The 22924-nt window shown below is 71.2% G+C and carries 21 protein-coding genes; 13 read left to right on the top strand and 8 right to left on the bottom strand.

The annotated features are described in order from the left end of the window. Positions 1-41 precede the first annotated feature (41 nt). Complete coding sequence (locus ACZ41I_RS19380; protein WP_468514657.1) at positions 42-917, bottom strand: COG4705 family protein; 876 nt, start codon at positions 915-917, stop codon at positions 42-44. A gap of 269 nt (positions 918-1186) precedes the next feature. On the opposite strand from ACZ41I_RS19380, the gene ACZ41I_RS19375 reads away from it, so the two are divergent. The 3 genes from ACZ41I_RS19375 (at position 1187) to ACZ41I_RS19365 (ending at position 4127) form a co-directional block, all read left to right on the top strand. Beyond that, entirely contained in the window at positions 1187-2245 is a 1059-nt protein-coding gene (locus tag ACZ41I_RS19375; protein ID WP_468514656.1) for an LCP family protein, read from the top strand. A 111-nt stretch (positions 2246-2356) separates the two neighbouring features. Then, entirely contained in the window at positions 2357-2713 is a 357-nt protein-coding gene (locus tag ACZ41I_RS19370; RefSeq protein WP_363214330.1) for a YciI family protein, read from the top strand. Positions 2714-2756: 43 nt separating this feature from the next. Further along, positions 2757-4127, top strand: coding sequence for an RNA polymerase sigma factor (locus tag ACZ41I_RS19365; RefSeq protein ID WP_468514655.1), 1371 nt, complete (start codon positions 2757-2759; stop codon positions 4125-4127). Here ACZ41I_RS19365 and ACZ41I_RS19360 read toward each other — a convergent pair. Beyond that, positions 4078-5241, bottom strand: a complete 1164-nt coding sequence (locus ACZ41I_RS19360) for a THUMP-like domain-containing protein (protein ID WP_468514654.1) — start codon at positions 5239-5241, stop codon at positions 4078-4080. The two genes, ACZ41I_RS19365 and ACZ41I_RS19360, sit on opposite strands and share 50 nt — an antisense overlap. Positions 5242-5331: 90 nt before the next feature. On the opposite strand from ACZ41I_RS19360, the gene ACZ41I_RS19355 reads away from it, so the two are divergent. From ACZ41I_RS19355 to groL, 4 genes are all read left to right on the top strand, one after another. Next, positions 5332-6243, top strand: coding sequence for a polysaccharide deacetylase family protein (locus ACZ41I_RS19355; protein WP_468514653.1), 912 nt, complete (start codon positions 5332-5334; stop codon positions 6241-6243). Positions 6244-6392: 149 nt separating this feature from the next. Next, positions 6393-7235: a polysaccharide deacetylase family protein gene (locus ACZ41I_RS19350; protein WP_468514749.1), complete on the top strand. Its 843-nt coding sequence runs from the start codon at positions 6393-6395 to the stop codon at positions 7233-7235. A 272-nt stretch (positions 7236-7507) separates the two neighbouring features. Then, positions 7508-7816, top strand: coding sequence for a co-chaperone GroES (gene groES / locus ACZ41I_RS19345; protein WP_039652762.1), 309 nt, complete (start codon positions 7508-7510; stop codon positions 7814-7816). 115 nt (positions 7817-7931) lie between these two features. Then, positions 7932-9557 carry a chaperonin GroEL gene (groL, locus tag ACZ41I_RS19340; RefSeq protein ID WP_363214327.1) on the top strand — a complete coding sequence of 542 codons (1626 nt, stop codon included), beginning with the start codon at positions 7932-7934 and terminating at the stop codon, positions 9555-9557. Positions 9558-9636: 79 nt separating this feature from the next. Here the strand turns inward: groL and ACZ41I_RS19335 are convergent, their stop codons facing one another. The 3 genes from ACZ41I_RS19335 to ACZ41I_RS19325 all read right to left on the bottom strand — a co-directional run bounded on the left by ACZ41I_RS19335 (position 9637) and on the right by ACZ41I_RS19325 (position 11936). After that, positions 9637-10344 carry an ester cyclase gene (locus ACZ41I_RS19335; protein ID WP_399763656.1) on the bottom strand — a complete coding sequence of 236 codons (708 nt, stop codon included), beginning with the start codon at positions 10342-10344 and terminating at the stop codon, positions 9637-9639. A 76-nt stretch (positions 10345-10420) separates the two neighbouring features. Then, the gene (locus ACZ41I_RS19330; protein ID WP_363214325.1) at positions 10421-11194 is read right to left on the bottom strand and encodes an SDR family NAD(P)-dependent oxidoreductase; all 774 of its coding nucleotides are present in this window, start codon (positions 11192-11194) and stop codon (positions 10421-10423) included. A 73-nt stretch (positions 11195-11267) separates the two neighbouring features. After that, positions 11268-11936, bottom strand: coding sequence for an MOSC domain-containing protein (locus ACZ41I_RS19325; RefSeq protein WP_399763661.1), 669 nt, complete (start codon positions 11934-11936; stop codon positions 11268-11270). A gap of 80 nt (positions 11937-12016) precedes the next feature. On the opposite strand from ACZ41I_RS19325, the gene ACZ41I_RS19320 reads away from it, so the two are divergent. Then, positions 12017-12916 (top strand): LysR family transcriptional regulator, encoded by a 900-nt coding sequence (locus ACZ41I_RS19320; RefSeq protein ID WP_363214323.1) that lies wholly within the window; start codon positions 12017-12019, stop codon positions 12914-12916. Positions 12917-13031: 115 nt separating this feature from the next. On the opposite strand, the gene ACZ41I_RS19315 is transcribed toward ACZ41I_RS19320, so the two are convergent. After that, positions 13032-13361: a WhiB family transcriptional regulator gene (locus ACZ41I_RS19315; RefSeq protein ID WP_363214322.1), complete on the bottom strand. Its 330-nt coding sequence runs from the start codon at positions 13359-13361 to the stop codon at positions 13032-13034. Positions 13362-13741: 380 nt separating this feature from the next. Between ACZ41I_RS19315 and ACZ41I_RS19310 the strand changes: the two genes are divergently transcribed. From ACZ41I_RS19310 to ACZ41I_RS19295, 4 genes are all read left to right on the top strand, one after another. After that, complete coding sequence (locus ACZ41I_RS19310; protein ID WP_003948568.1) at positions 13742-14353, top strand: response regulator transcription factor; 612 nt, start codon at positions 13742-13744, stop codon at positions 14351-14353. Between the two features lie 1015 nt (positions 14354-15368). Continuing rightward, on the top strand, positions 15369-15956 hold the full coding sequence (locus tag ACZ41I_RS19305) for a sigma-70 family RNA polymerase sigma factor (protein WP_030641278.1): 588 nt from the start codon (positions 15369-15371) through the stop codon (positions 15954-15956). A 163-nt stretch (positions 15957-16119) separates the two neighbouring features. Beyond that, positions 16120-17628, top strand: coding sequence for an IMP dehydrogenase (gene guaB / locus ACZ41I_RS19300; protein WP_363214321.1), 1509 nt, complete (start codon positions 16120-16122; stop codon positions 17626-17628). Positions 17629-17758: 130 nt separating this feature from the next. Then, positions 17759-18883, top strand: a complete 1125-nt coding sequence (locus ACZ41I_RS19295) for a GuaB3 family IMP dehydrogenase-related protein (RefSeq protein ID WP_468514652.1) — start codon at positions 17759-17761, stop codon at positions 18881-18883. A 68-nt stretch (positions 18884-18951) separates the two neighbouring features. On the opposite strand, the gene ACZ41I_RS19290 is transcribed toward ACZ41I_RS19295, so the two are convergent. Further along, the gene (locus tag ACZ41I_RS19290; protein WP_363214320.1) at positions 18952-19503 is read right to left on the bottom strand and encodes a hypothetical protein; all 552 of its coding nucleotides are present in this window, start codon (positions 19501-19503) and stop codon (positions 18952-18954) included. Positions 19504-19641: 138 nt separating this feature from the next. Continuing rightward, a complete protein-coding gene (locus ACZ41I_RS19285) occupies positions 19642-20850 on the bottom strand; it encodes a nucleotide sugar dehydrogenase (RefSeq protein WP_468514651.1) in 1209 nt (402 codons plus the stop codon). Between the two features lie 279 nt (positions 20851-21129). On the opposite strand from ACZ41I_RS19285, the gene ACZ41I_RS19280 reads away from it, so the two are divergent. Next, positions 21130-22839, top strand: a complete 1710-nt coding sequence (locus ACZ41I_RS19280) for a glycerol-3-phosphate dehydrogenase/oxidase (protein ID WP_363214317.1) — start codon at positions 21130-21132, stop codon at positions 22837-22839. Positions 22840-22924: the final 85 nt, after the last annotated feature.

The following is a 22924-nucleotide window of genomic DNA, read 5'->3' as shown; positions in this document are numbered from 1 at the left end:
TACGAAACCCGCTCCCGGTGCTCCGGGAGCGGGTTTCGCCGTTACGGCCGGCCGGCCCGCTGCGGCTGTACCGGCTCCGCCGCGGAGTTCGTGAACTGCGCCGCCGCCCGCCGCTCCTTGAGCTGTGCGTATGCCATCAGCCCGAACAGCACCGCCAGGAGCACGACCGACGAACCGAGCGTCCCCAGGTCCAGACCGCCCTTGGCGACCGGCTTGGTGAGGAAGTCGCCGGCCGTCGCGCCCAGCGGGCGGGTCAGCACGAACGCGATCCAGAACAGCAGGACGTTCGGCACCGCCGGGACCTTCATCAGCGCCACCAGCACCAGCAGCACACCGGTCACCAGCGCCGCACCGCCCAGGTAGCCGAGCCCTGAGCTGTCGGACAGGAAGTCGCCCATGGAGGTGCCGAGGGTGTTGGAGACCAGGATCGCCGACCAGAACAGGGCCTCGCCCCTGAAGGTGACGATCTCGGTGATCTGGAAGGTCATCCCGCTCAGCTTCCAGCCGAGGAAGATCAGCAGCAGGATCGAGACCAGGATCGCGGCGCCCTCCGGATAGCCGAGGCCCAGCCCCTGCGGGCCCCAGCCCAGCCGCGTCGCGCCGTTCGAGAGGTAGCGGGCGCTGGCGTCCCGGTTCATGAAGTCGGACATCGTGGTGCCGGCCATGGAGGTGGACAGGATCACGGTCCAGTAGAAGAACGGGTTGTAGCGCGCCGAGCGCAGCTGGACCACCAGTGTCACCACGAAGACCAGGAACAGGGCGATGGTGGTGAGGAAGTAGCCGAGCTCGAGGGTCTGGGCGAACAGGTCTCCCGCGGTCTCGCCCAGGGTCGTCGCCGCGATCTTCATGATCCAGAACGCGAGGGTGACCTCGGGCAGTTTCTTCATGACGGATGTCGTCGTCGAGGGCGTCGTCAAGGCTGTTGCTCCTGTGAGGGGGGTTCAGGTGATCAACGACCCTGTCAGGGGCAACCTGAAACCATCCTGAACGCCCGTGTCAGGGGTCTTGCGGAAGCGCGGTCACTGTGCTTCCGCCGTGGCTCAATACGTTCCACCCGGCCCCCGAGGTTCAATCAGTTCGCGACGCGGCCGGCCGGCGGGACGCGCCCGGGGCGCACGGTCGAAGAAATCCGATTCTCACGGCTTCCGCTAACAAGCCCCTAATAATTCGGACTTACGTTCCTGCCGTGACGCGACACAAGGAGCAACGCGAGGAGCAGGGCGACGCGGGCGGACGGGCGGGCCGGCGGTCGAGGGCGCTGAAGATCGCCGGCCTCACCCTGACGGGCACCCTGGTGCTGGGCGCGGGCGTCGTGGGCTGGGCGTACCGGCACCTGAACCACAACATCAAAAGCGTCGACATCAACAGCGCGCTCGGCGACGACCGGCCCGCCCGGGCGGTGATCACCCCCTCCCCGGCCGCCGCCTCCCCGCTGCCGACCGGCTCCCTGAACATCCTGGTCCTCGGCTCGGACTCGCGCAGCGGCAAGGCCAACCAGGAACTCGGCGGCGGTGACAGCTCCGGCGCGCGCTCCGACACGGCGATGGTCGTGCACATCGACGCGGGCCGTACCCGGGCGACCGTCGTCAGCATCCCGCGCGACACCCTCGTCACCCGCCCGTCCTGCCCGCTCGCATCCGGCGGCTCGACGGCGGTGGCCCACGGCGCGATGTTCAACACCGCGTACGAGGTGGGCGGCCCGGTCTGCGCCGTCAAGACGGTCGAGTCGATGACGAACGTCCGCATGGACCACTACGTCGAGATCGACTTCTCCGGCTTCGCGAAGCTGGTGGACGCGGTCGGCGGGGTCGACGTCACCACCGCGCAGGACATCGACGACGACGAGAGTCATCTGCACCTGGCGGCCGGCCCCCATCACCTCGACGGCAGACAGGCCCTCGCGTTCGCCCGCACCCGGTACGGCGTGGGCGACGGCAGCGACCTCGGCCGCATAGGGCTGCAACAGCAGCTGGTGAAGGCCCTGTTGGCGCAGATGGCCGCCACGAACCTGCTCACCGACCCGGCCGGGCTGTACCGGGCCGCCGACGCGGTCACCGCCGGCCTCACCACCGACACCGGCCTTGACTCCCTGAGCGCGCTGATGCGGCTCGGCCAGAGCCTTGAGGGCCTGACCGCCGACCATGTGAGGACGGTGATGATGCCGGTCGTCCCGGCACCCTCCGACCACAACCGGGTGGTGGCGAACGAACCGACGGCGAGCGAGCTGTGGGCGTCCCTGCGCTGACGGAAAATTCCCCGAAGTTTTCTCGCGGGAGTGTCGATCCCGGGGTCGCCCGTTCGACGCATGGGTGAGCGGCGGGGAGAGGCCCCGCCGCCCTGATCCCGAGGAGTCACCATGCCCCGCTACCTGTCGCTCGTGCGCATCGACGAGTCCTCCGCCCCCGCCGAGGGTCCCAGCGAGGAGCTGATGCGGCGGATGGGCGAGCTGATCGAGGAGGTCACCAAAGCCGGCGTCATGCTCGACACGGCCGGGCTCACCCCGTCCGCCCAGGGCACCCGGGTGCGCTGGGAGGGCGGCCGGATCTCCGTCACCGACGGCCCGTTCACCGAGTCCAAGGAGGTCATCGGCGGCTACGCGCTCATGCAGTGCAAGGACAAGGCCGAGGCGCTGGAGTGGGCGAAGCGGTTCCTGCAGGTCCACGAGGACTTCTGGACCGTGACCTGTGAGGTGCGGGAGATCGCCGAGGGCTGAGCCGCTGGCGCCGCGCCGCACCGGGGGTGTTGCATGGTGGGCTGTGGAAACACAGCCCACCGAGCGACAGCCCACCGCGTCACGGCCCGCCGAGCGACAGCCCGCCGGACCCGCCGCCCAGGCCATCGAGACCGTCTTCCGCCTGGAGTCGCCCCGCGTCATCGCCGGGGTGGCCCGGATCGTCCGGGACGTCGGCATCGCCGAGGAACTGGCGCAGGACGCCCTGGTCGCCGCCCTGGAGCAGTGGCCACGCGACGGTGTGCCCGACAACCCCGGCGCCTGGCTCATGACCGCCGCCCGGCGCCGGGCCGTCGATCTCGTCCGGCGCCGCGAGACCTACGCCCGCAAGCTGCAGGAGATCGGCCGGGACCGCACGCTGTCGTCCCCGCCGCCGTACGACGAGCCCGCCGACCCGGACGAGATCGACGACGACCTGCTCCGGCTGGTCTTCACCGCCTGCCACCCGGTGCTGTCCCCGGACGCCCGCACCGCGCTCACCCTGCGCCTGCTCGGCGGCCTGAGCACGGCCGAGATCGCCCGCGCGTACCTCGTCCCGGAGCCGACGATCGCCCAGCGCGTCGTCCGTGCCAAACGCACCCTGGCGAAGAAGAACATCGCCTTCGAGGTGCCCTGCGGCCCCGAACGCGAGGCCCGCCTCGGCTCCGTCCTGGACGTCATCTACCTGATCTTCAACGAGGGGTACGCGGCGACCGCCGGCGACGACCTGCTGCGCCCCGGCCTGTGCGAGGACGCGCTGCGGCTGGCCCGTGTGCTGTCCGCGCTGATGCCCAGGGAACCGGAGGTGCACGCCCTGGCCGCGCTGCTGGAGTTCCAGGCGTCCCGCACCGCCGCCCGCACGGGTCCGGACGGAGAGCCCGTCCTGCTCAAGGACCAGAACCGCCGCCGGTGGAACCGCATGCTCATCGCCCGCGGCGTCCAGGCCCTCGACCGGGCCGGCGCCACGGCGACCGGCGCCCCGGGCCGCTACGCCCTCCAGGCGGCCATCGCCGCGTGCCACGCCCATGCGTACACCTACGAGGAGACCGACTGGCGGACCATCGCCACCCTGTACGGCCTGCTGGCCACCCGTGCCCCGTCCCCGGTGGTCGAGCTGAACCGCGCGGTCGCCGTGTCGATGGCCGACGGCCCCGCCGAGGGCCTGAGGCTGGTGGACGCCCTGGCCGCCGAACCCGCCCTGCGCGACTACCACCTGCTGCCCAGCGTCCGCGGTGACCTGCTGGCCCGGCTCGGGCGGCGGGCGGAGGCCCGCGCGGAGTTCGAGCGGGCGGCCGGCCTGGCACGCAACGACAAGGAACGGGAACTGCTGCTGCGCCGGGCAGGCGAGACGCCGTCCCAGGCCTTGTCTAGGCGGGCCGGCCCACGAGCATCGTGGGTGCCCCGGCGACCCGGGTGAGGAACACCGTTGCCGCGTTCGGTCCCTGCGGCTTGACCTTCCGGCGCAGTTCCTCCGGCTCGACCGCCGACCCGCGCTTCTTCACGGTCAGCGTCCCGACCTCGCGCTCGCGCAGCAGGGCCTTCAGCTTCTTGACGTTGAACGGCAGTTGGTCGCTGATCTCGTAGGCGGAGGCGTACGGCGTGGGCCGCAGCTCGTCGGCGGTGACGTAGGCGATCGTCGGGTCGATCAGCCCGCCGTCCAGGTGTTCGGCCACCTCGGCGACCAGATGGGCGCGGATCACGGCACCGTCCGGCTCGTACAGGTACCGCCCCACCGGGCGCATCCCGGGATCGGGCAGGCCGCGGCCGAGCAGCGTGCGCGGGCCGGGCAGCAGCGTGGCGCGGACCGCCCCCGGTGCCCCCGTCCCGAACCACAGCACCGCCTCCTTCACATCGCCGCCGTCGGAGATCCACTCCGCCTCGGCCTCGGCGGGGACCGCCTCGTGGGGGATGCCCGGGGCGATCTTCAGCGCGGCCGTCCCGGCGGCCGAGGCGGCTGCCACCGCCCAGGACAGTGGCGGCGAGTAGGCCTCCGGGTCGAAGATCCTGCCGCGGCCCCCGCGGCGCGCCGGATCCACGAAGACCGCGTCGTACCCGGCGGTGTCCACCTCCGTGACGTCCGCCTCGCGCACCTCGATCAGCTCGTCCAGCCCCAGCGCCCCGGCGTTCGCCCGGGCCACCGCGGCCGTCACCGGATCCCGGTCCACGGCGAGCACCCGGATCCCCGCCCGGGCGAACGCGATCGCGTCGCCGCCGATCCCGCAGCACAGGTCGGCCACGGAGGTCACGCCGAGCCCCTTGAGCCGCTCCGCGCGGTACGTCGCCACGCTGGTCCGGGTCGACTGCTCGACCCCGTTCGGCGTGAAGAACATCCGCCCCGCGTCCGCCGCCCCGAACTTCGCCGTCGCGCGCTGTCGCAGCCGGGCCTGGCCGAGCGCGGCCGACACCAGCTCGGCGGGATGGTCGCGGCGCAACCGGGTGGCGACGGCGAGTTCGTCCGCCGGAGCGGTGTCGCGGACCTCGTCGAGGAGGGCACGGCCTTCGGGGGTGAGGAGCAGAGCGAGGTCGTTCACCGGGTCATTGTGGGCCAGTCGGTGGATCGTGCGCCTCCGGCGGCGGTGTCGGCCCGGGATCCGGGCTCCGGCCTGGGAGTATCCGACGCCATGCGACTAATCGTACAAAACGATGAAAATCAGATTCATGCCGGACGTTCGTTCCTCGTCCGGGGATCCGCCGTGCTGGTCTGCGCCGCACTCCTCGCCGGCTGCGCGGGTCCCGACGCGAGCAGCCCCGCGCGCGGCCCGGGCGCCCCCGCGCAGGCCCTGAGTCCCCAGGCCCGCCAGGCCGCCGAACACGCCCGGCTGGTCGCCGCCGCCCGGCGCTGGGGACTGGACGAGGTCCCGCTGACGCCGCCGCCCCCGCCCGCGAAGAAGCCGCACATCACCGCCAGGGACGGCTTCGAGGTGGACCACCAGGAGGACTGGGAGCTGCCCCCTGTCTTCACCACGATCCCGACCAAGCAGAAGATCGTCTTCCTCACGATCGACGACGGTTCGGAGAAGGATCCGGACTTCCTGCGGATGATGCGGGACCTGAAGATCCCGTACACCGCCTTCCTCAGCAACTACCTGGTCGACGACGACTACGGGTACTTCCGCAGGATGCAGTCCTACGGCCACACCCTCAACAACCACACCCTGCACCACCCCTACCTGCCGGGCCTGTCCTACGAGGAGCAGCGGGACGAGATCTGCGGCATGCAGGACATCATGGAGAGACAGTTCGGCAAGCGTCCGACGGTCTTCCGCCCGCCGTACGGCGACTACAACCAGGACACCCTGCGCGCCGCCAAGTCCTGCGGCATCCGCTACGCGCCGATCTGGAACGAGGAGGTCTTCGTCGACCACTGGGAGTACCGCGAGGACGACCAGAAGATGCGCCGCGGCGACATCGTCCTCACCCACTTCCGAGGCCGCTCCGACTGGAACGGCACGATGATCGACGACATGCGCCGCTTCCTGAACAAGGTCACCCGCGAGGGCTACGCCGTGGCCCGCCTGGAGGACTACCTGTGAGCCACGGGGGGAGCGGCAAGGAGCAGGCGGAGGGGAGGGCGGGCTCCGGCGGCCCGGTGCGGGTGCGGGTGCGGGGGAGCGCGGGGCGCGGCGGCCCGCGGGCGCGGTACGTCCGGGACGCGGGACGTGTGCCGGCCGCCGGCGAGGGGGTGCCGGCCAGGGGCGGAGGGGAGCGTCTCGGCCGGGGTCTGGCCGTGCTGCTCGCGTCGGGCCTCCTCCTCACCGGCTGTGCCCAGTCCGTCGACCCGATCGAGCGCCTCGGCAAGAAGGCGGCCGAGGGCGTACACCCGACCGGCCCCGCCCCCGACCGGCCCTACCTCCGCTGGGGGCTGACCGAGCCCCTCGCCCGCCCGCCGCGCCGCGCCGCCCGCACGCTGGCCCTCGCCCCGCACACCGCCGGCCGCGTCCTGCCCCGCGTCATGGACCACGTCCCCACCCGTGACCGGGTCGTGTTCCTGACCTACGACGACGGCGCCGACAAGGACCCCCGCTTCGTCGACATGGTCCGCGAACTCCGGCTGCCCCTCAGCATGTTCCTCACCGACAGTGCCGCCGGCCCCGGCTACGGCCACTTCGCCCGCCTGCACCGGCTGGGCGCCGGCATCGAGAACCACACCCTCGACCACCGCGCGCTGTCCGGGCTGCCCTACGCCGGCCAGCGTGCCGAGATCTGTGGCCAGCAGGACCGGCTCGGCTCCCGCCTCGGCCTGCGTCCCCACCTCTTCCGCCCGCCGTACGGCTCGTACGACACCACCACCTTGCGCGCGGCCTCCGACTGCGGCATCTCCGCACTCGTCCTCTGGCGCACCGCCGTGACCCCGACCGACCTCGTCTACACCCACGGCCCGCACCATCTCCGCCCCGGCGACATCATCCTGATCGGCCCGGACGAGACAACGGGCCCGAGCCTGCGGGAGCGCACGACGAGGGTGCTCCGCAGGGTGCAGCAGAGGGGCCTGACGGTGGGGAGCCTCGAAAACTACCTGCAATGAACAGCCCGTCCGGCGGGGAGACCCCGGGAGGGCGGGGCAGCCCCGGGCCACCGAAGAACGCCGGCGCCGACGAAGAAACGGCCGACGCGCCGCACGGCATTGGCACTCCGCTTGACCGAGTGCTAACCGCAGTCATAGTCTCGGCTCTGGCACTCCCCACTGGAGAGTGCCAAAAAAGCGACGGGCAGGTCCGGCACCCGCGACGACGGATCGACCTGGTCGCCACCTCAGACAGTTAACCCCGTGAGATCTCCGAAGGGGGAGGTCGGATCGTGACGACCGCCAGCTCCAAGGTTGCCATCAAGCCGCTCGAGGACCGCATCGTGGTCCAGCCGCTGGACGCCGAGCAGACCACGGCCTCTGGCCTGGTCATCCCGGACACCGCGAAGGAGAAGCCCCAGGAGGGCGCCGTCCTCGCCGTGGGCCCGGGCCGGTTCGAGAACGGCGAGCGCCTTCCGCTCGACGTCAAGGTCGGCGACGTCGTCCTGTACAGCAAGTACGGCGGCACCGAGGTGAAGTACAACGGCGAGGAGTACCTCGTCCTCTCGGCTCGCGACGTTCTCGCGATCATCGAGAAGTAACTCCACCTCGAAGTTTCTGAGCTGCGCCCCTGGCCCCCCGCGACCGATAAGAAGCCGGGCGCCCGGGGCGCAGTTGTCTTGTCACCCATAGATTTCCGAGAGGGCTCCCGCTGTCATGGCGAAGATCCTGAAGTTCGACGAGGACGCCCGTCGCGCCCTCGAGCGCGGCGTCAACAAGCTGGCCGACACGGTGAAGGTGACGATCGGCCCCCGTGGCCGCAACGTCGTCATCGACAAGAAGTTCGGCGCCCCCACCATCACCAACGACGGTGTCACGATCGCCCGCGAGGTCGAGATCGAGGACCCGTACGAGAACCTCGGCGCGCAGCTGGTGAAGGAGGTGGCGACCAAGACCAACGACATCGCGGGTGACGGCACCACCACCGCCACCGTCCTCGCCCAGGCGCTGGTCCGTGAGGGCCTGAAGAACGTCGCCGCCGGCGCCTCCCCGGCCGCCCTGAAGAAGGGCATCGACGCCGCCGTCAAGGCCGTCTCCGACGACCTGCTGGCTTCCGCCCGCCCGATCGACGAGAAGTCCGACATCGCCGCCGTCGCCGCGCTGTCCGCCCAGGACCAGCAGGTCGGCGAGCTGATCGCCGAGGCGATGGACAAGGTCGGCAAGGACGGTGTCATCACCGTCGAGGAGTCCAACACCTTCGGTCTGGAGCTGGACTTCACCGAGGGCATGGCCTTCGACAAGGGCTACCTGTCGCCGTACTTCGTGACGGACCAGGAGCGTATGGAGGCCGTCCTCGACGACCCGTACATCCTCATCAACCAGGGCAAGATCAGCTCCATCCAGGACCTGCTGCCGCTGCTGGAGAAGGTCATCCAGGCCGGCGCCTCCAAGCCGCTGCTGATCATCGCCGAGGACGTCGAGGGCGAGGCCCTGTCGACCCTGGTCGTCAACAAGATCCGCGGCACCTTCAACGCCGTCGCGGTGAAGGCCCCCGGCTTCGGCGACCGCCGCAAGGCGATGCTGCAGGACATGGCGATCCTCACCGGCGCCACCGTCATCTCCGAGGAGGTCGGCCTCAAGCTCGACCAGGTCGGCCTGGACGTGCTCGGCTCCGCCCGCCGCGTCACCGTCACCAAGGACGACACCACCATCGTCGAGGGTGCCGGCAAGCAGGAGGACCTGACGGGCCGCGTCGCCCAGATCAAGGCCGAGATCGAGAACACCGACTCCGACTGGGACCGCGAGAAGCTCCAGGAGCGCCTCGCGAAGCTGGCCGGCGGCGTGTGCGTGATCAAGGTCGGCGCCGCCACCGAGGTGGAGCTGAAGGAGAAGAAGCACCGTCTGGAGGACGCCATCTCCGCGACCCGCGCCGCGGTCGAGGAGGGCATCGTCTCCGGTGGTGGCTCCGCGCTGGTCCACTCCTCCAAGGTCCTGGAGGGCAACCTCGACAAGACCGGCGACGAGGCCACCGGTGTCGCGGTCGTCCGCAACGCCGTGGTCGAGCCGCTGCGCTGGATCGGCGAGAACGCCGGCCAGGAGGGCTACGTCATCGTCTCCAAGGTCAAGGACCTGGAGAAGGGGCAGGGCTACAACGCCGCCACCGGCGAGTACGGCGACCTGGTCAAGGCCGGCGTCATCGACCCGGTGAAGGTCACCCGCTCCGCCCTGGAGAACGCCGCCTCCATCGCCTCCCTGCTGCTCACGACCGAGACCCTGGTCGTCGAGAAGAAGGAAGAGGAAGAGCCGGCCGCCGCGGGCCACGGCCACGGCCACGCCCACTGAGCCAAGCGCTCCTGACGAAGGCCCGGCACCCGCCACGGTGCCGGGCCTTCGCCCTGTCCGGACCGCGGCAGGAAGTCCTTCACTGCTCCAACTCGTCCAGCGCACCGAGTTGTTGCATCAGCCCGAGCTGGTCGTGCTGCCACCACATCTCGGCGATCTTTCCGTCGTCGCCGAAGCGGAACAGCGTCATCCCGGTCATGGTGACCTGACGGCCGGTGGACCCGATCCCGAGGAAGTCGCCCTTGTGCGTGGCGTTCCAGGTCCACCGCGCGCAAGCCCGGTCGCCCTGGGCGAGCACGTCCTCGACCGTGAACGTGAAGTCGAAGGCGGCGCGCCACATCCGGTATTCGGCGCGGGCGTTGTCCAGGCCGATGGTGTCCTGCGGGTTCACCGGGTCGTGGCTGTGGATGTCCTCGTTCAGCAGGTTATTGAGCGGCGCCAGCTCGCCCGCGGTCTGAAGCTCTTCGAAGAACCGCCGCACGGTGTCCTCGGCCAGCCGCTCGTCCCGCACCACGTCCAGATCGGTGAACGTCGGCATCTCGTCGCACAGCGCGACCATCTCCTGGAAGATCCTGTCGGTCTCCGGGAGGTTCGAGTTCCGCATCGCCTCCTCGTACGACGGGAACTCCACCACTTCGACGATGTGTGCCGCGTCCGAGCGGTCCTTGCCGACCAGCGCGTGCGTCGCCGTCCGCTTCCCCTTGGTCTGCTCGACCCAGTCGTCCATGAGCCGGTTCATCTCGTCCAGCCGGCTCGTCCTGCACTCGATGAGCTGTACGAAGGTCATGACGCCGCCTCCCGGCCCCCCTGACCCGGTTGTGTCACGCTCATTTTCGCACCGGGACGGCAGCGCCACCCGTCCGCTACCGGGGCCCGTACTTGCGTCCGGTCCGGGAGGAGATCCCGCCCATCAGTCCGCGCGGGGTGACCTTCACCAGGCCCATCAGCGCCTTGTAGCGCGGGTCGGGGATCGACAACGACTTCCCGCGCGCCAGGTCGGCCAGAGCCGTAGCGACCAGCTTGTCGGCGTCCAGCCACATCCACCCCGGGATGTTGTCCGTGCCCATCCCGGCCCGCTGGTGGAACTCGGTGCGCACGAAGCCGGGGCACAGGGCCATCAGGCGTACGCCGCTGCCGGCCAGGTCCTTGGCCGCGCCCTGCGTGAACTGCACGACCCATGCCTTGGAAGCGCCGTAGGTGCCCCGCGGCACGAAGGCGGCCACGGAGGCGACATTGACGATCCCGCCCCGGCCGCGCTCGCGCATCGCCTCGGCCGCCGCCGACGTCAGCCGGAGCACGGCCTCGCAGTGCACCTTGAGCATCCGCAGCTCATCGGCCATGGGCACCTCCAGATAGCGGCCCTTGTTGCCGAAGCCTGCGTTGTTGACCAGCAGGTCGACCGGGTTCTTCCGGTCGCCGAGGCGGTCGGCCACCGACTCGATGCCCTTGTCCTCGGACAGGTCGGCGGTCAGCACCTCCACCTCGATGCCGTGCCGGTCGTGCAGTTCGGTCGCCTGTTCGCGCAGCCGTTTGGTGTCCCGTGCCACCAGGACGAGGTCGTGCCCGTCAGCCGCCAGCCGCCGCGCGAACGCGGCGCCGATCCCCGCGGTCGATCCCGTAATCAGAGCCGTTGTCATGGCCCAAGGGTAGTGACCGCGAGCGCGCGCGTCCGCTGGCCGGGGCCCGGACGGCGGCCCGGCCGACGGCCGCTCAGCCCTGCTGCGCCGCCACGTACTTGCGCGCCGCGGCCAGTGTCTCCGCGTGCAGCGCCTCGCCCGCCGCGAGCAGCCGCGGCAGCAGTTCCCGCTCGGTGGTGACCGCGCGGAACTGCATCGCCGCCGTCACGCCGTGGTCCGGACGGTGCACGATCTCGATCGGATCGCCCGCCCGTATCTCGCCCGGCTCGATCACCCGGAGGTAGGCACCCGTTGAGCCCTTCTGCGTGAACCTCTTGACCCAGCCGCGCTCGCCCAGATGGCCCTGGAACGTACGGCACGGGATCCGGCCCGAGGTCACCTCCAGGACCGGTCCGGCCCCGATCCGCCAGCGCTCGCCGATCAGCGCCCCGGAGACGTCCAGTCCGTCCGTCGTCAGGTTCTCCCCGAAGCAGCCGTTGGCCAGCGACCGGCCCAGTTCGCGCTCCCAGCCGTCGAGGTCCTCGCGCGCGTAGGCGTACACCGCCTGGTCGTCCCCGCCGTGGTGGCGCAGTTCGCACACCGCGTCCCCGGCCAGCCCGCTGCCGCCGAGCCCCTTGGGGCCGGGCGCCGTCACCCGCACCGGCCCGTCGGCCGGCTTCTTGTCGATGCCCGTCACGCCCTCCCGCTGGTCCGTGTACGGCACCGGCTGCGGGCGGCCCAGATTGACCGTGAGAACCCTCATGCCCGCACGGTACGGGACGCCGCCTCAAAGCGTCGAGCGAATATCGCGCGCCGTCCCCAAGCATCCCTTATGCTCGAAGGGTGATCGAGGCTCGTCATCTCCGTGTCCTGCGCGCCGTCGCCACCACCGGTTCCTTCTCGGCGGCGGGGCGCGAACTGGGCTGCACCCAGCCCGCCGTCAGCCAGCAGATGAAGGCCCTGGAGACCTCGGTCGGCACCCCGCTGCTGGTCCGCAGCGGCCGCGAGATGCGGCTGACCCAGGCCGGGGAAGCCCTGGTCAGGCACGCCTCCGGCATCCTCGCCGGGCTCACCGCGGCCGAGGAGGAGGTCGCCGCCATCGCCGGCCTGCGCGCCGGGCGGGTCCGGCTGGTCTCCTTCCCGAGCGGCACGTCCACCCTGGTCCCCACCGCCCTCGCCGCCCTGCGCGCCGCCCACCCCGGCACCCGCGTCTCCCTGGAGGAGGCCGAGCCCCCGAAGTCCGCCGAGCTGCTGCGCGAGGGCGACTGCGATCTGGCGCTGGCCTTCCGCTACGAGGGCGCGGCGGTCGCCGAGGAGTGGGACGATTTGGTCGTACGGCCCCTGCTGACGGACCGTCTGGTCGCGCTCGTCCCGGAGCGGCACCGCCTGGCGCGCGCGCAGTCCGTCGCCATCGGCGAGCTGGCCCAGGATCCGTGGATCGCGGGCTGCCCGCGCTGCCGCGGCCAGTTGGTCGAGGTCTGCGAGGGGGCCGGTTTCACGCCGCGCATCGACTTCGCCACGGACGACTACCCGGCGGTGGCCGGCCTGGTCGGCGCCGGCCTGGGGGTCGCCGTACTGCCGCAACTGGCGGTGGAGTCGGTACGGCCCAGGGGCGTGCGGGCCGTACGGCTGGAGCCGGCGGTGCGGCGCGAGATCGTCGCCCTCACCCTGCCCGACCTGGCGCAGGTACCGGCGGTGGCGGCGACGCTGGAACAGCTGGCCCGGGCGGCCGGGCGCTCCTAGGGCCTGTCCGGCGCCATCCCCAGGAGCCCGCGGCAGAATCAAGGGCACGCGCGCGGCGTGCCCTGGTGGAGGGGGAACAGCGCACCCCGGGGGCCCTGGGTGCAGAAACGTTACTTCAGTGGTTGCGGGCCGTGTCCGCGCCGGCGGCCGAGGCCGTCACCAGGCGGTTGCGCGCGCGCCCCATCAGCTCCTCACGCTCGTCCTCGGTCAGGCCGCCCCACACGCCGTACGGCTCGCGCACCGCCAGCGCATGCGCCGCGCATTCCGCGCGCACGGGGCACCTCATGCAGACCTCCTTGGCCGAGTTCTCGCGAGCGCTCCGAGCCGCCCCGCGCTCGCCCTCAGGGTGGAAGAAGAGCGAGCTGTCCACGCCGCGGCAGGCAGCCAGCAGCTGCCAGTCCCACAGGTCCGCGTTCGGTCCGGGAAGGCGGGAGAAATCTGCCATTACGTGACCCCTTGTAGCCGTTCTGAGCGGATACGGTGCCAACGACCGTACATATCCGGTCTAAGGAGATGAAAATATGACTCATTGCGAATCTAGCCTCAGACACCACGAAACGGGAAGAAAAGAGGCCAAATGGGGCATAGTTGTGATGAAAAGTTGAGGGTCTGTCGTCCATGTCTGCTCTGTATCGAGGCCCTCACGTAGAGTGCCGAAGACGGCACGATGCCCCGTAACTCTTTCGAGTGACCGTCGTTGAGAGTGCGGAGGCGGTTGAAAACACAAGCGCTCGGGCAGGCGTCCGAGGCGGTCGACCGCACAGGTGACGATTCCGTACCAGCCTGGAGGCTCAAGGTGACGCGCATCAGCTGCGGAGGGCGGCCATGACATCCGTCCTCGTCTGCGACGACTCCCCGCTTGCCCGAGAAGCGCTCCGCCGCGCGGTGGCGACCGTGCCCGGCGTCGAGCGCGTGACGACGGCGGCCAACGGCGAGGAAGTCCTCCGCCGCTGGGGCGCCGACCGCTCCGACCTCATCCTGATGGACGTGCGCATGCCCGGCCTGGGCGGCGTGGAGACCGTGCGCCGTCTGCTGTCGGCCGACCCCGGCGCACGCATCATCATGCTCACCGTCGCCGAGGACCTCGACGGCGTGGCCCTCGCGGTCGCCGCCGGCGCCCGGGGCTACCTGCACAAGGACGCCTCGCGCGCGGAGCTGCGGGCCACGGTGACCCAGGCCCTGGCGGATCCGACCTGGCGGCTGGCCCCGCGCCGGCTCCGCTCGGCCGAGATGGGTGCCGCGCCCACGCTCACCGCGCGTGAGATCCAGGTTCTGGAAGGCATGAGCCACGGCCGCTCCAACGCGGAGATCGGGCGCGAGCTGTTCCTCTCCGAGGACACCGTCAAGACCCATGCGCGGCGCCTGTTCAAGAAGCTCGGCGCCTCCGACCGGGCCCACGCCGTGGCGCTCGGCTTCCGCTGGGGACTGGTCCGGTAGGCAGTGCCCAGCCCTGCGGGGCAGGCGGGGCCGGCCGCCACCGGTGCACCACTTCCGGAACCGTACGCATATCCACCTCCCCTGGCCGCAGCCGGGCGCCCTGCCGGCGTCGGAATCGCCCGGGGAAGGGGACACGGCACGCTGCCCGGGATGTCCGGGCGGACTGCCGGCTTCCCGGTGTCCGGGCCGTGCGGCGACTTCCGGGGCCCCGGGCCGTATGCCGCCATCGGCGCGTCCCGGCCGTGCGCCGAACCGAACCCCGCCACGACGACGCACTCGTCCTGGACGCACTCGCGGAGCCACGCCGGGCCCCGGGTCCGGAAGGCCGTGCCTCGGCCGACCGTGAGGCCGGACGAGGGCTTCCGGGGGGCGTCTCGGCCTGTCCCGGGTATGCACGGGGACGCGCGCGTGCGTGCTTCCGCGGGACTCTCGGCCGCAGGGCGTACTGCCGCGCCCCGGCCGCCTGCGGACCCGGACCCGGGTGCCCTGCGGCGGCACCCCGGGCTTCGGCGTCGTACCGTCGCCTCCTGGTCCGCCCGTCGGGGCGGTACTCGGACGTGGCGCGGTGAAACGCCTTGGCGGGTGTTCGGGTTGCCCGTGGAAGCGGCCGTGACGCGCCGCCGACGGGTGGACCCGGTCACACCCGAGGAGGCGTACGGCAGGCCGCCGGCCGGGTGGGGGTCGTACGCGGGAACGGAGATCCACTCCGTGAACACCCGTGGTCGGAACCGCTGGACGAGGATCGCGGCACACGCGGTCGGGTTGTGCGCGCCCTGGGCGTCACGACTCCTTCGGACGCCTCGGCGGGCGCTGCGCAAGGAGGCCCGCCGGACGCGCGATGCTCGTTTCGGCGCGGATGCCGCATCCTTGAGATGTGGAGTCTCTCGGGGACGAGTCGGTCGAGCGGAAGGGGAGGGCGCAGGGAATGACTGCCGGCGCGCCTGCTCATAACGCTTCGGTGCACAACCACGAGCACGATGCGACGGACCGGACGGCCGCAAGGCACCATGGACCGATGCGCGACGACGAGGCGGGCACGGCCCACGGGGCGATCGGTGCGCTCGTGCATCGCGCCGTCGACGGGGACGAGCAGGCCACGCACGATCTGCTCGCGCACGTGCACCCGTTGGCGCTGCGCTACTGCCGCACCCGGCTGTCCCGGCTGCCCGGCGACGCGCGCCACTTCGTCGAGGACCTGGCCCAGGAGGTCTGTGTCGCGGTCCTGCTCGCGCTGCCCCGCTATCGCGACACCGGCCGCCCCTTCGAGGCGTTCGTCTTCGCCATCGCCTCGCACAAGGTCGCCGACCTCCAGCGCGCCGCGATGCGCCACCCGGGCTCCACGGCCGTCCCCTCGGACGAGATGCCGGAACGCCCCGACGACTCCCTCGGCCCCGAGGAGCGCGCCCTGCTCAGCAGTGACGCCGAGTGGGCGAAGAAGCTGCTGGCCAACCTCCCCGAGAACCAGCGCGAGCTGCTCCTGCTGCGCATCGCCGTGGGCTTGACCGCGGAGGAGACGGGGCAGATGTTGGGAATGTCACCCGGCGCCGTCCGGGTCGCCCAGCACAGGGCGCTGAGCCGCCTCCGCGCGCTCGCCGAGCAGTAATCCCCTGGCGCACAGCACCCCGCGCTCCCTCGCTGAACAGGTGCGCCGCCGTTTCCGTACGAACATACGAAGCCTGAAGCGACCCCGTACCGTGGAATTTGCTAGCGATGCTTCCCGTTAGCATGGACATCCGCACCGATCAAGGCCATTTGGGGAAGGTGTCATGACTGCCAACGTCGACGGAGTGCCCGGAAAATTCGCGACACTCGGGCTGACCTACGACGACGTGCTGCTGCTGCCGGGCCCGTCGGACATGGCACCCGACGAGATCGACACCGCCTCGTACGTCTCCAAGAACGTGCGGGTCAACATCCCGCTGCTGTCCGCCGCCATGGACAAGGTGACCGAGTCCCGCATGGCGATCGCGATGGCCCGCCAGGGCGGTGTCGGCGTGCTGCACCGCAACCTCTCCATCGAGGACCAGGCCAACCAGGTCGACCTGGTGAAGCGCTCCGAGTCCGGGATGGTCACCGACCCCATCACCATCCACCCGGACGCCACTCTCGCCGAGGCCGACGCGCTGTGCGCCCGGTTCCGCATCAGTGGTGTCCCGGTGACCGACGGCGACAAGAAGCTCCTCGGCATCGTCACCAACCGTGACATGGCCTTCGAGAGCGACCGCAGCCGCCGCGTGCACGAGGTCATGACCCCGATGCCGCTGGTCACCGGCAAGGTCGGCATCTCCGGCCCGGAGGCCATGGAGCTGCTGCGCAAGCACAAGATCGAGAAGCTGCCGCTGGTCGACGACGGGGGCGTCCTCAAGGGCCTGATCACCGTCAAGGACTTCGTCAAGGCGGAGCAGTACCCGAACGCGGCCAAGGACGCCGAGGGCCGTCTGCTGGTCGGCGCGGCGGTCGGTGTGGCCGGTGACGCCTTCGAGCGTGCCCAGGCCCTGATCGAGGCCGGTGTCGACTTCATCGTCGTGGACACCGCGCACGGCCACTCCCGGCTGGTCGGCGACATGATCGCCAAGATCAAGTCGAACTCCTCCGGCGTCGACGTCATCGGCGGCAACGTCGCCACGCGCGACGGCGCCCAGGCCCTGGTCGACGCGGGCGCCGACGGCATCAAGGTCGGTGTCGGACCGGGCTCCATCTGCACCACGCGCGTGGTCGCCGGCGTCGGCGTCCCGCAGGTCACCGCTATCTACGAGGCCGCGCTCGCCGCCAAGGACGCCGGTGTCCCGGTCATCGGCGACGGCGGTCTGCAGTACTCCGGCGACATCGCCAAGGCCCTGGTCGCGGGCGCCGACACGGTGATGCTCGGCTCGCTGCTCGCGGGCTGCGAGGAGTCCCCGGGCGAGCTGCTGTTCATCAACGGCAAGCAGTTCAAGTCGTACCGCGGCATGGGTTCGCTCGGCGCCATGCAGACCCGCGGCGACCGCAGGTCGTTCTCCAAGGACCGCTACTTCCAGGAGGGCGTCGCCTCCGACGAGCAGCTGATCCCCGAGGGCATCGAGGGCCAGGTGCCCTACCGCGGCCCGCTGTCCTCCGTCGTCCACCAGCTGGTCGGGGGCCTGCGCCAGTCGATGTTCTACGTCGGCGGCAGGACCGTGCCCGACCTGCAGGCGAACGGCCGGTTCGTGCGGATCACCTCGGCGGGCCTGAAGGAGAGCCACCCGCACGACATCCAGATGACGGTCGAGGCGCCGAACTACAGCAGCAAGAAGTGACGAGCGGAAAGTGACGCCCACGCGCGCGTGAAGCTCACCGGCGGCGGCCCCGGAGCATCCGGGGCCGCCGTTGCCGCACCCGTCGGCGATACTGGAAGGCGCTGAAACGCATCAGGGAAAGGCCACAGACGTGACTGAGATCGAGATCGGGCGCGGCAAGCGCGGCCGCCGGGCGTACGCCTTCGACGACATCGCCGTCGTCCCCAGCCGCCGTACGCGGGACCCGAAGGAGGTCTCGATCGCCTGGCAGATCGACGCCTACCGCTTCGAGCTGCCCTTCCTGGCCGCTCCCATGGACTCCGTCGTCTCCCCGGCCACCGCGATCCGCATCGGCGAGCTGGGCGGCCTCGGTGTGCTCAACCTGGAGGGCCTGTGGACGCGGCACGAGGACCCGCAGCCGCTGCTTGACGAGATCGCCGGGCTGCCCGCCGAGCAGGCGACCCGCCGCCTTCAGGAGATCTACGCGGCGCCCATCAAGGAGGAGCTGATCGGCGCGCGCATCAAGGAGGTGCGCGACTCGGGCGTGGTCACCGCGGCCGCGCTCTCCCCGCAGCGCACCGCCCAGTTCTCCAAGGCGGTCGTGGACGCGGGCGTGGACATCTTCGTCATCCGCGGTACGACGGTCTCGGCGGAGCACGTCTCCCACTCGAGCGAGCCGCTGAACCTGAAGCAGTTCATCTACGAGCTGGACGTCCCGGTGATCGTCGGTGGCTGCGCCACCTACACCGCCGCCCTGCACCTGATGCGTACCGGCGCGGCCGGCGTCCTGGTCGGCTTCGGCGGCGGCGCCGCCCACACCACGCGCAACGTACTGGGCATCCAGGTCCCGATGGCCACCGCCGTCGCCGACGTGGCCGCGGCCCGCCGCGACTACATGGACGAGTCCGGCGGCCGGTACGTGCACGTGATCGCGGACGGCGGTGTCGGCTGGTCCGGCGACCTGCCCAAGGCGATCGCCTGCGGCGCCGACGCGGTGATGATGGGCTCCCCGCTGGCCCGCGGCAAGGATGCGCCCGGCAAGGGCCACCACTGGGGCATGGAGGCGGTCAACGAGGAGCTGCCCCGCGGCAAGAAGGTCGACCTGGGCACGGTCGGCACGATCGAGGAGATCCTCACCGGCCCGTCCCACACCCCCGACGGCTCGATGAACTTCTTCGGCGCCCTGCGCCGTGCGATGGCCACCACCGGCTACAGCGAGCTGAAGGAGTTCCAGCGGGTCGAGGTGACGGTCGCGGACAGCCAGCACCGCCGCTGACCCGTCGTCGTACGCGAAGGGCCCGTCCACCGCACCGGTGGACGGGCCCTTCGCGTTGCGTGCGAGCGTTACGCGGCGGCCTTCTTGGTGCCCGAGAACGCGGCGAAGCCGGCGATGGCGAAGAAGAGGAAGGTCAGCGGATCGGCCTCCTCCTTCCAGGCCTTCTGCACCACGTCGAAGTGGTCGAAGAAGATCTGGGAGAAGCTCAGGCCGGTCTGCTTGGCACCGATCATGGCCTCGCCCACCAGCTGGCCGAAGTACACGGAGGCCAGGGCCAGGACGACGGCGACGATGGGCAGGACCGGGTTACGGCCGCCCGCCTTGCCGGCCGCGAGGCCGATGACGAACCCGACGCCGACGGCCGCGTAGCCGATCTCGTGCTTGGTGGCGCCGATGACGACGCCGTAGAGCGCGGCGGCGGCCACCGCGGCGACGACCGCTGCGGCGAGACCCAGCACGAGGTTGTTCCGGCCCGGCGCGGGCGGTGCCGGCGGCGCGAAGGCACCCGGCTGCGGCGGGTACGGCGCTCCCGGGGCGGGGGCCGGGGCCTGCTCGGCGTACGGGTTGCCGGTCACCGGACCGGACTGCGGCGGCTGAGGCGGTGGTGCTGACTGGCTCATGACAGGAATCCCCCCGAGATGGAGCACGGCTGAAGAACGGGAACAGAGGACGCTCGCGCATCTGTGTGCGGCGAGTCCGGGGGAGACTAACAGCCGGGGACGACAACGCCCCCGGCTGTTTTCCGTTCGTGACCGGGCTCAGAGCCGGTGCGCCGCCCCCGTGGGTGTGGCCCCGCGCGTGTCCAGCAGCAGCTGGGCCTTCACCGACAGCCCCTGCAGGTCGTACGTCCGGTGGTGCTGCAGCAGGATGGTCAGGTCGGCCTCGGCGGCGGCCTCGTAGAGCGCATCCGCGCGCGGGACCGGGCGGTCCAGGACGTTCCAGGAGGCCACGTAGGGGTCGTGGTAGCTGACGGAGGCGCCCAGCTCCATCAGCCGGACCGCGATCTCCTGGGCCGGGGTGCCCTGCTGGTCGGCGAGGTCGGGCTTGTAGGTGACGCCGAGCAGCAGCACGCGCGCGGCGCGGGCGGACTTGCCGTGCTCGTTGAGGAGGGTGGCGGCGCGCTGGACGACGTACCGCGGCATCCGGCTGTTGACCTGCTGGGCCAGCTCCACCATGCGCAGCGTGCGGGTGGCGTGGCCGGTGAGGTCCTGTGCGACTCCGTGGCCGCCGACGCCGGGGCCGGGCCGGAAGGTGTGAAAGCCGAACGGCTTGGTCTCCGCGCAGCGGATCACGTCCCACAGGTCGACACCCAGCTCGTGGCAGAGCACGGCCATCTCGTTGACCAGTGCGATGTTGACGTGCCGGAAATTGGTCTCCAGCAGCTGCACCGTCTCGGCCTCGCGCAGCCCACGCGCGCGTACCACCTTGTCGGTGAGCCGGCCGTAGAAGGCGGCGGCCGACTCGGTGCACGCGGGGGTGAGGCCGCCGATGACCTTGGGGGTGTTGGCGGGGGTGTGCTCGCGGTTGCCGGGGTCGACCCGGCTGGGGGAGTAGGCGAGGTGGAAGTCGCGCCCGGCGCGGAGCCCGGAGCCCTTCTCCAGCAGGGGCCGCAGGAACTGCTCCGTCGTTCCGGGGAGCACGGGCGACTCCAGGATGACCGTGGTGTGCGGGCGGAGCCGTTCGGCGAGTGTGCGGGCGGCCGCCTCCACCTGGCCGAGGTCGAGCCCCCCGTCGGCGCCGCGCGGGGTCGACGCGCAGATCACCGCGGTGCGCACCCGGCCGAGCTGGGCCGGGTCGGTGCCGGGCCGGAACCCCGCCGCGTGCATCCGGCGCAGCTCGGCGGGGCTGAGCGAGCCCGCCTCGGGGCCGGTCGCGTAGCCGACGGTGGCGATGCCTGCGGCGACGGCGGCCTGGGCGAGCGGCAAACCGTAGGGGCCGAGTCCGATGACGGCGAGGTCTGAGGGCATGCGTGGGCCGTCCTTCCCAGTAGCCGAAGCGGAACAGGTACGCAACCGCTGCCGACAGGATGAGCGAGTGCTCTGTCAGACTAGGTACATATATGACCGTTATGTCTGATTGTGTCCGTGTGTCTTCCAGGGTTGTGCGCAAGTTGTCCACAGGTTGGGAGTCCGTGGTGGCTGAAGTAGGGCAACCCGGTCAGAATTTGGGCATGAGGAGGGGATGAACCGGGCTTCGCCCACCGGGTGCGGCCGACGCGAGCGAGTGTGCGACAGCGGGAGGCAGCGGTGAGGACAGCGACTCTGGGGCCGGCGCAGCGCGCCGAGGCACTGGCGGCGATGGCGGAGCGCGAGCTGGACATCCTGGTGATAGGCAGCGGAGTCGTGGGCGCGGGGACCGCGCTGGACGCCGTCACGCGCGGCCTGTCCACCGGACTGGTCGAGGCCCGCGACTGGGCGTCCGGGACCTCCAGCCGGTCCAGCAAACTGATCCACGGCGGACTGCGCTATCTGGAGATGCTCGACTTCGCGCTCGTCCGCGAGGCCCTGAAGGAGCGCGGGCTGCTCCTGGAGCGGCTCGCCCCGCACCTGGTCAAGCCGGTGCCGTTCCTGTATCCGCTGCAGCACAAGGGCTGGGAGCGGCTGTACGCGGGCTCGGGCGTGGCCTTGTACGACGCGATGTCCATGGCCCGCGGCCACGGCCGGGGCCTGCCCCTGCACCGCCATCTGTCACACCGTCACGCGCTGCGCGTCGCGCCCTGCCTGAAGAAGGACGCCCTGATCGGCGCCCTGCAGTACTACGACGCCCAGATGGACGACGCCCGCTTCGTGGCCACTTTGGTGCGCACGGCGGCGTCCTACGGCGCCAAGGCGGCCAACCGCGCGCGCGTGACCGGGTTCCTCCGCGAGGGCGAGCGGGTCGTCGGCGCCCGGGTGCAGGACGTGGAGGGCGGCGGGGAGTACGAGATCCGCGCCAAGCAGATCGTCAACGCGACCGGCGTGTGGACCGACGACACCCAGGCCATGGTGGGCGAGCGCGGCCAGTTCCACGTCCGCGCCTCCAAGGGCATCCACCTGGTCGTGCCCAAGGACCGCATCCACTCCACCACCGGGCTGATCCTGCGCACCGAGAAGTCCGTCCTCTTCGTCATCCCCTGGGGCCGGCACTGGATCATCGGCACCACCGACACCGACTGGGACCTCGACAAGGCCCACCCGGCCGCGTCCAGCGCCGACATCGACTACCTGCTGGAACACGTCAACTCGGTGCTCGCGGTGCCGCTCGGCCGCGACGACGTACAGGGCGTGTACGCCGGTCTGCGCCCGCTGCTCGCCGGGGAGTCCGACGCCACCAGCAAGCTGTCCCGCGAGCACACGGTCGCCCATCCGGTGCCGGGGCTCGTGGTCGTGGCGGGCGGCAAGTACACCACCTACCGGGTGATGGCGAAGGACGCGGTCGACGAGGCCGTGCACGGCCTGGACATGCGGGTCGCCGAGTGCGTGACCGAGGAGACCCCGCTGCTGGGTGCGGAGGGGTACCAGGCGCTGTGGAACGCCCGCGCACGCACAGCGGCCCGCACCGGACTGCACGTGGCCCGCGTGGAGCACCTGCTGAACCGGTACGGCTCACTGGCCGAGGAGGTCCTGGACCTGATCGCCGCCGACTCAACCCTGGGCGAGCCCCTGGCCGCCGCCGACGACTATCTGCGCGCCGAGGTGGTGTACGCCGCCTCGCACGAGGGCGCCCGGCACCTGGACGACGTCCTCACCCGCCGCACCCGCATCTCCATCGAGACCTTCGACCGGGGCACCCGCAGCGCCCGTGAGGCGGCCGAGCTGATGGCACCGGTCCTCGGCTGGGACAAGGGCCAGATCGAGCGCGAGGTCGAGCACTACGAGAAGCGGGTGGAGGCCGAGCGGGAGTCCCAGCTCCAGCCCGACGACCAGACGGCGGACGCGGCGAGGCTGGGAGCCCCGGACATCGTGCCGCTCGGCTGAGGAGGCGCGCCCGGCCCTTCCGTTCCCGTGCGGGCGGCACGGTGCTCCGCCCTGACGGAGGCGAACGGCGGAGCCGGAGATTCCG

The organism is Streptomyces sp. NPDC030799, from assembly GCF_055572255.1.
Note: the sequence above shows the minus strand (reverse complement) of the source record. Positions and strands in the feature narration are given on the sequence as shown.

Excerpts from the sequence above, each read along its gene's own strand:
- ACZ41I_RS19370 (WP_363214330.1), top strand. The coding sequence starts at position 2,357 with ATGCCCCGCTACCTGTCGCTCGTGCGCATCGACGAGTCCTCCGCCCCC.
- ACZ41I_RS19325 (WP_399763661.1), bottom strand. The coding sequence starts at position 11,936 with ATGAGGGTTCTCACGGTCAATCTGGGCCGCCCGCAGCCGGTGCCGTAC.
- ACZ41I_RS19315 (WP_363214322.1), bottom strand. The coding sequence starts at position 13,361 with ATGGCAGATTTCTCCCGCCTTCCCGGACCGAACGCGGACCTGTGGGAC.
- ACZ41I_RS19355 (WP_468514653.1), top strand. The coding sequence starts at position 5,332 with ATGCGACTAATCGTACAAAACGATGAAAATCAGATTCATGCCGGACGT.
- ACZ41I_RS19290 (WP_363214320.1), bottom strand. The coding sequence starts at position 19,503 with ATGAGCCAGTCAGCACCACCGCCTCAGCCGCCGCAGTCCGGTCCGGTG.
- ACZ41I_RS19330 (WP_363214325.1), bottom strand. The coding sequence starts at position 11,194 with ATGACAACGGCTCTGATTACGGGATCGACCGCGGGGATCGGCGCCGCG.
- ACZ41I_RS19335 (WP_399763656.1), bottom strand. The coding sequence starts at position 10,344 with ATGACCTTCGTACAGCTCATCGAGTGCAGGACGAGCCGGCTGGACGAG.
- ACZ41I_RS19305 (WP_030641278.1), top strand. The coding sequence starts at position 15,369 with ATGCGCGACGACGAGGCGGGCACGGCCCACGGGGCGATCGGTGCGCTC.
- groL (WP_363214327.1), top strand. The coding sequence starts at position 7,932 with ATGGCGAAGATCCTGAAGTTCGACGAGGACGCCCGTCGCGCCCTCGAG.
- guaB (WP_363214321.1), top strand. The coding sequence starts at position 16,120 with ATGACTGCCAACGTCGACGGAGTGCCCGGAAAATTCGCGACACTCGGG.
- ACZ41I_RS19310 (WP_003948568.1), top strand. The coding sequence starts at position 13,742 with ATGACATCCGTCCTCGTCTGCGACGACTCCCCGCTTGCCCGAGAAGCG.
- ACZ41I_RS19285 (WP_468514651.1), bottom strand. The coding sequence starts at position 20,850 with ATGCCCTCAGACCTCGCCGTCATCGGACTCGGCCCCTACGGTTTGCCG.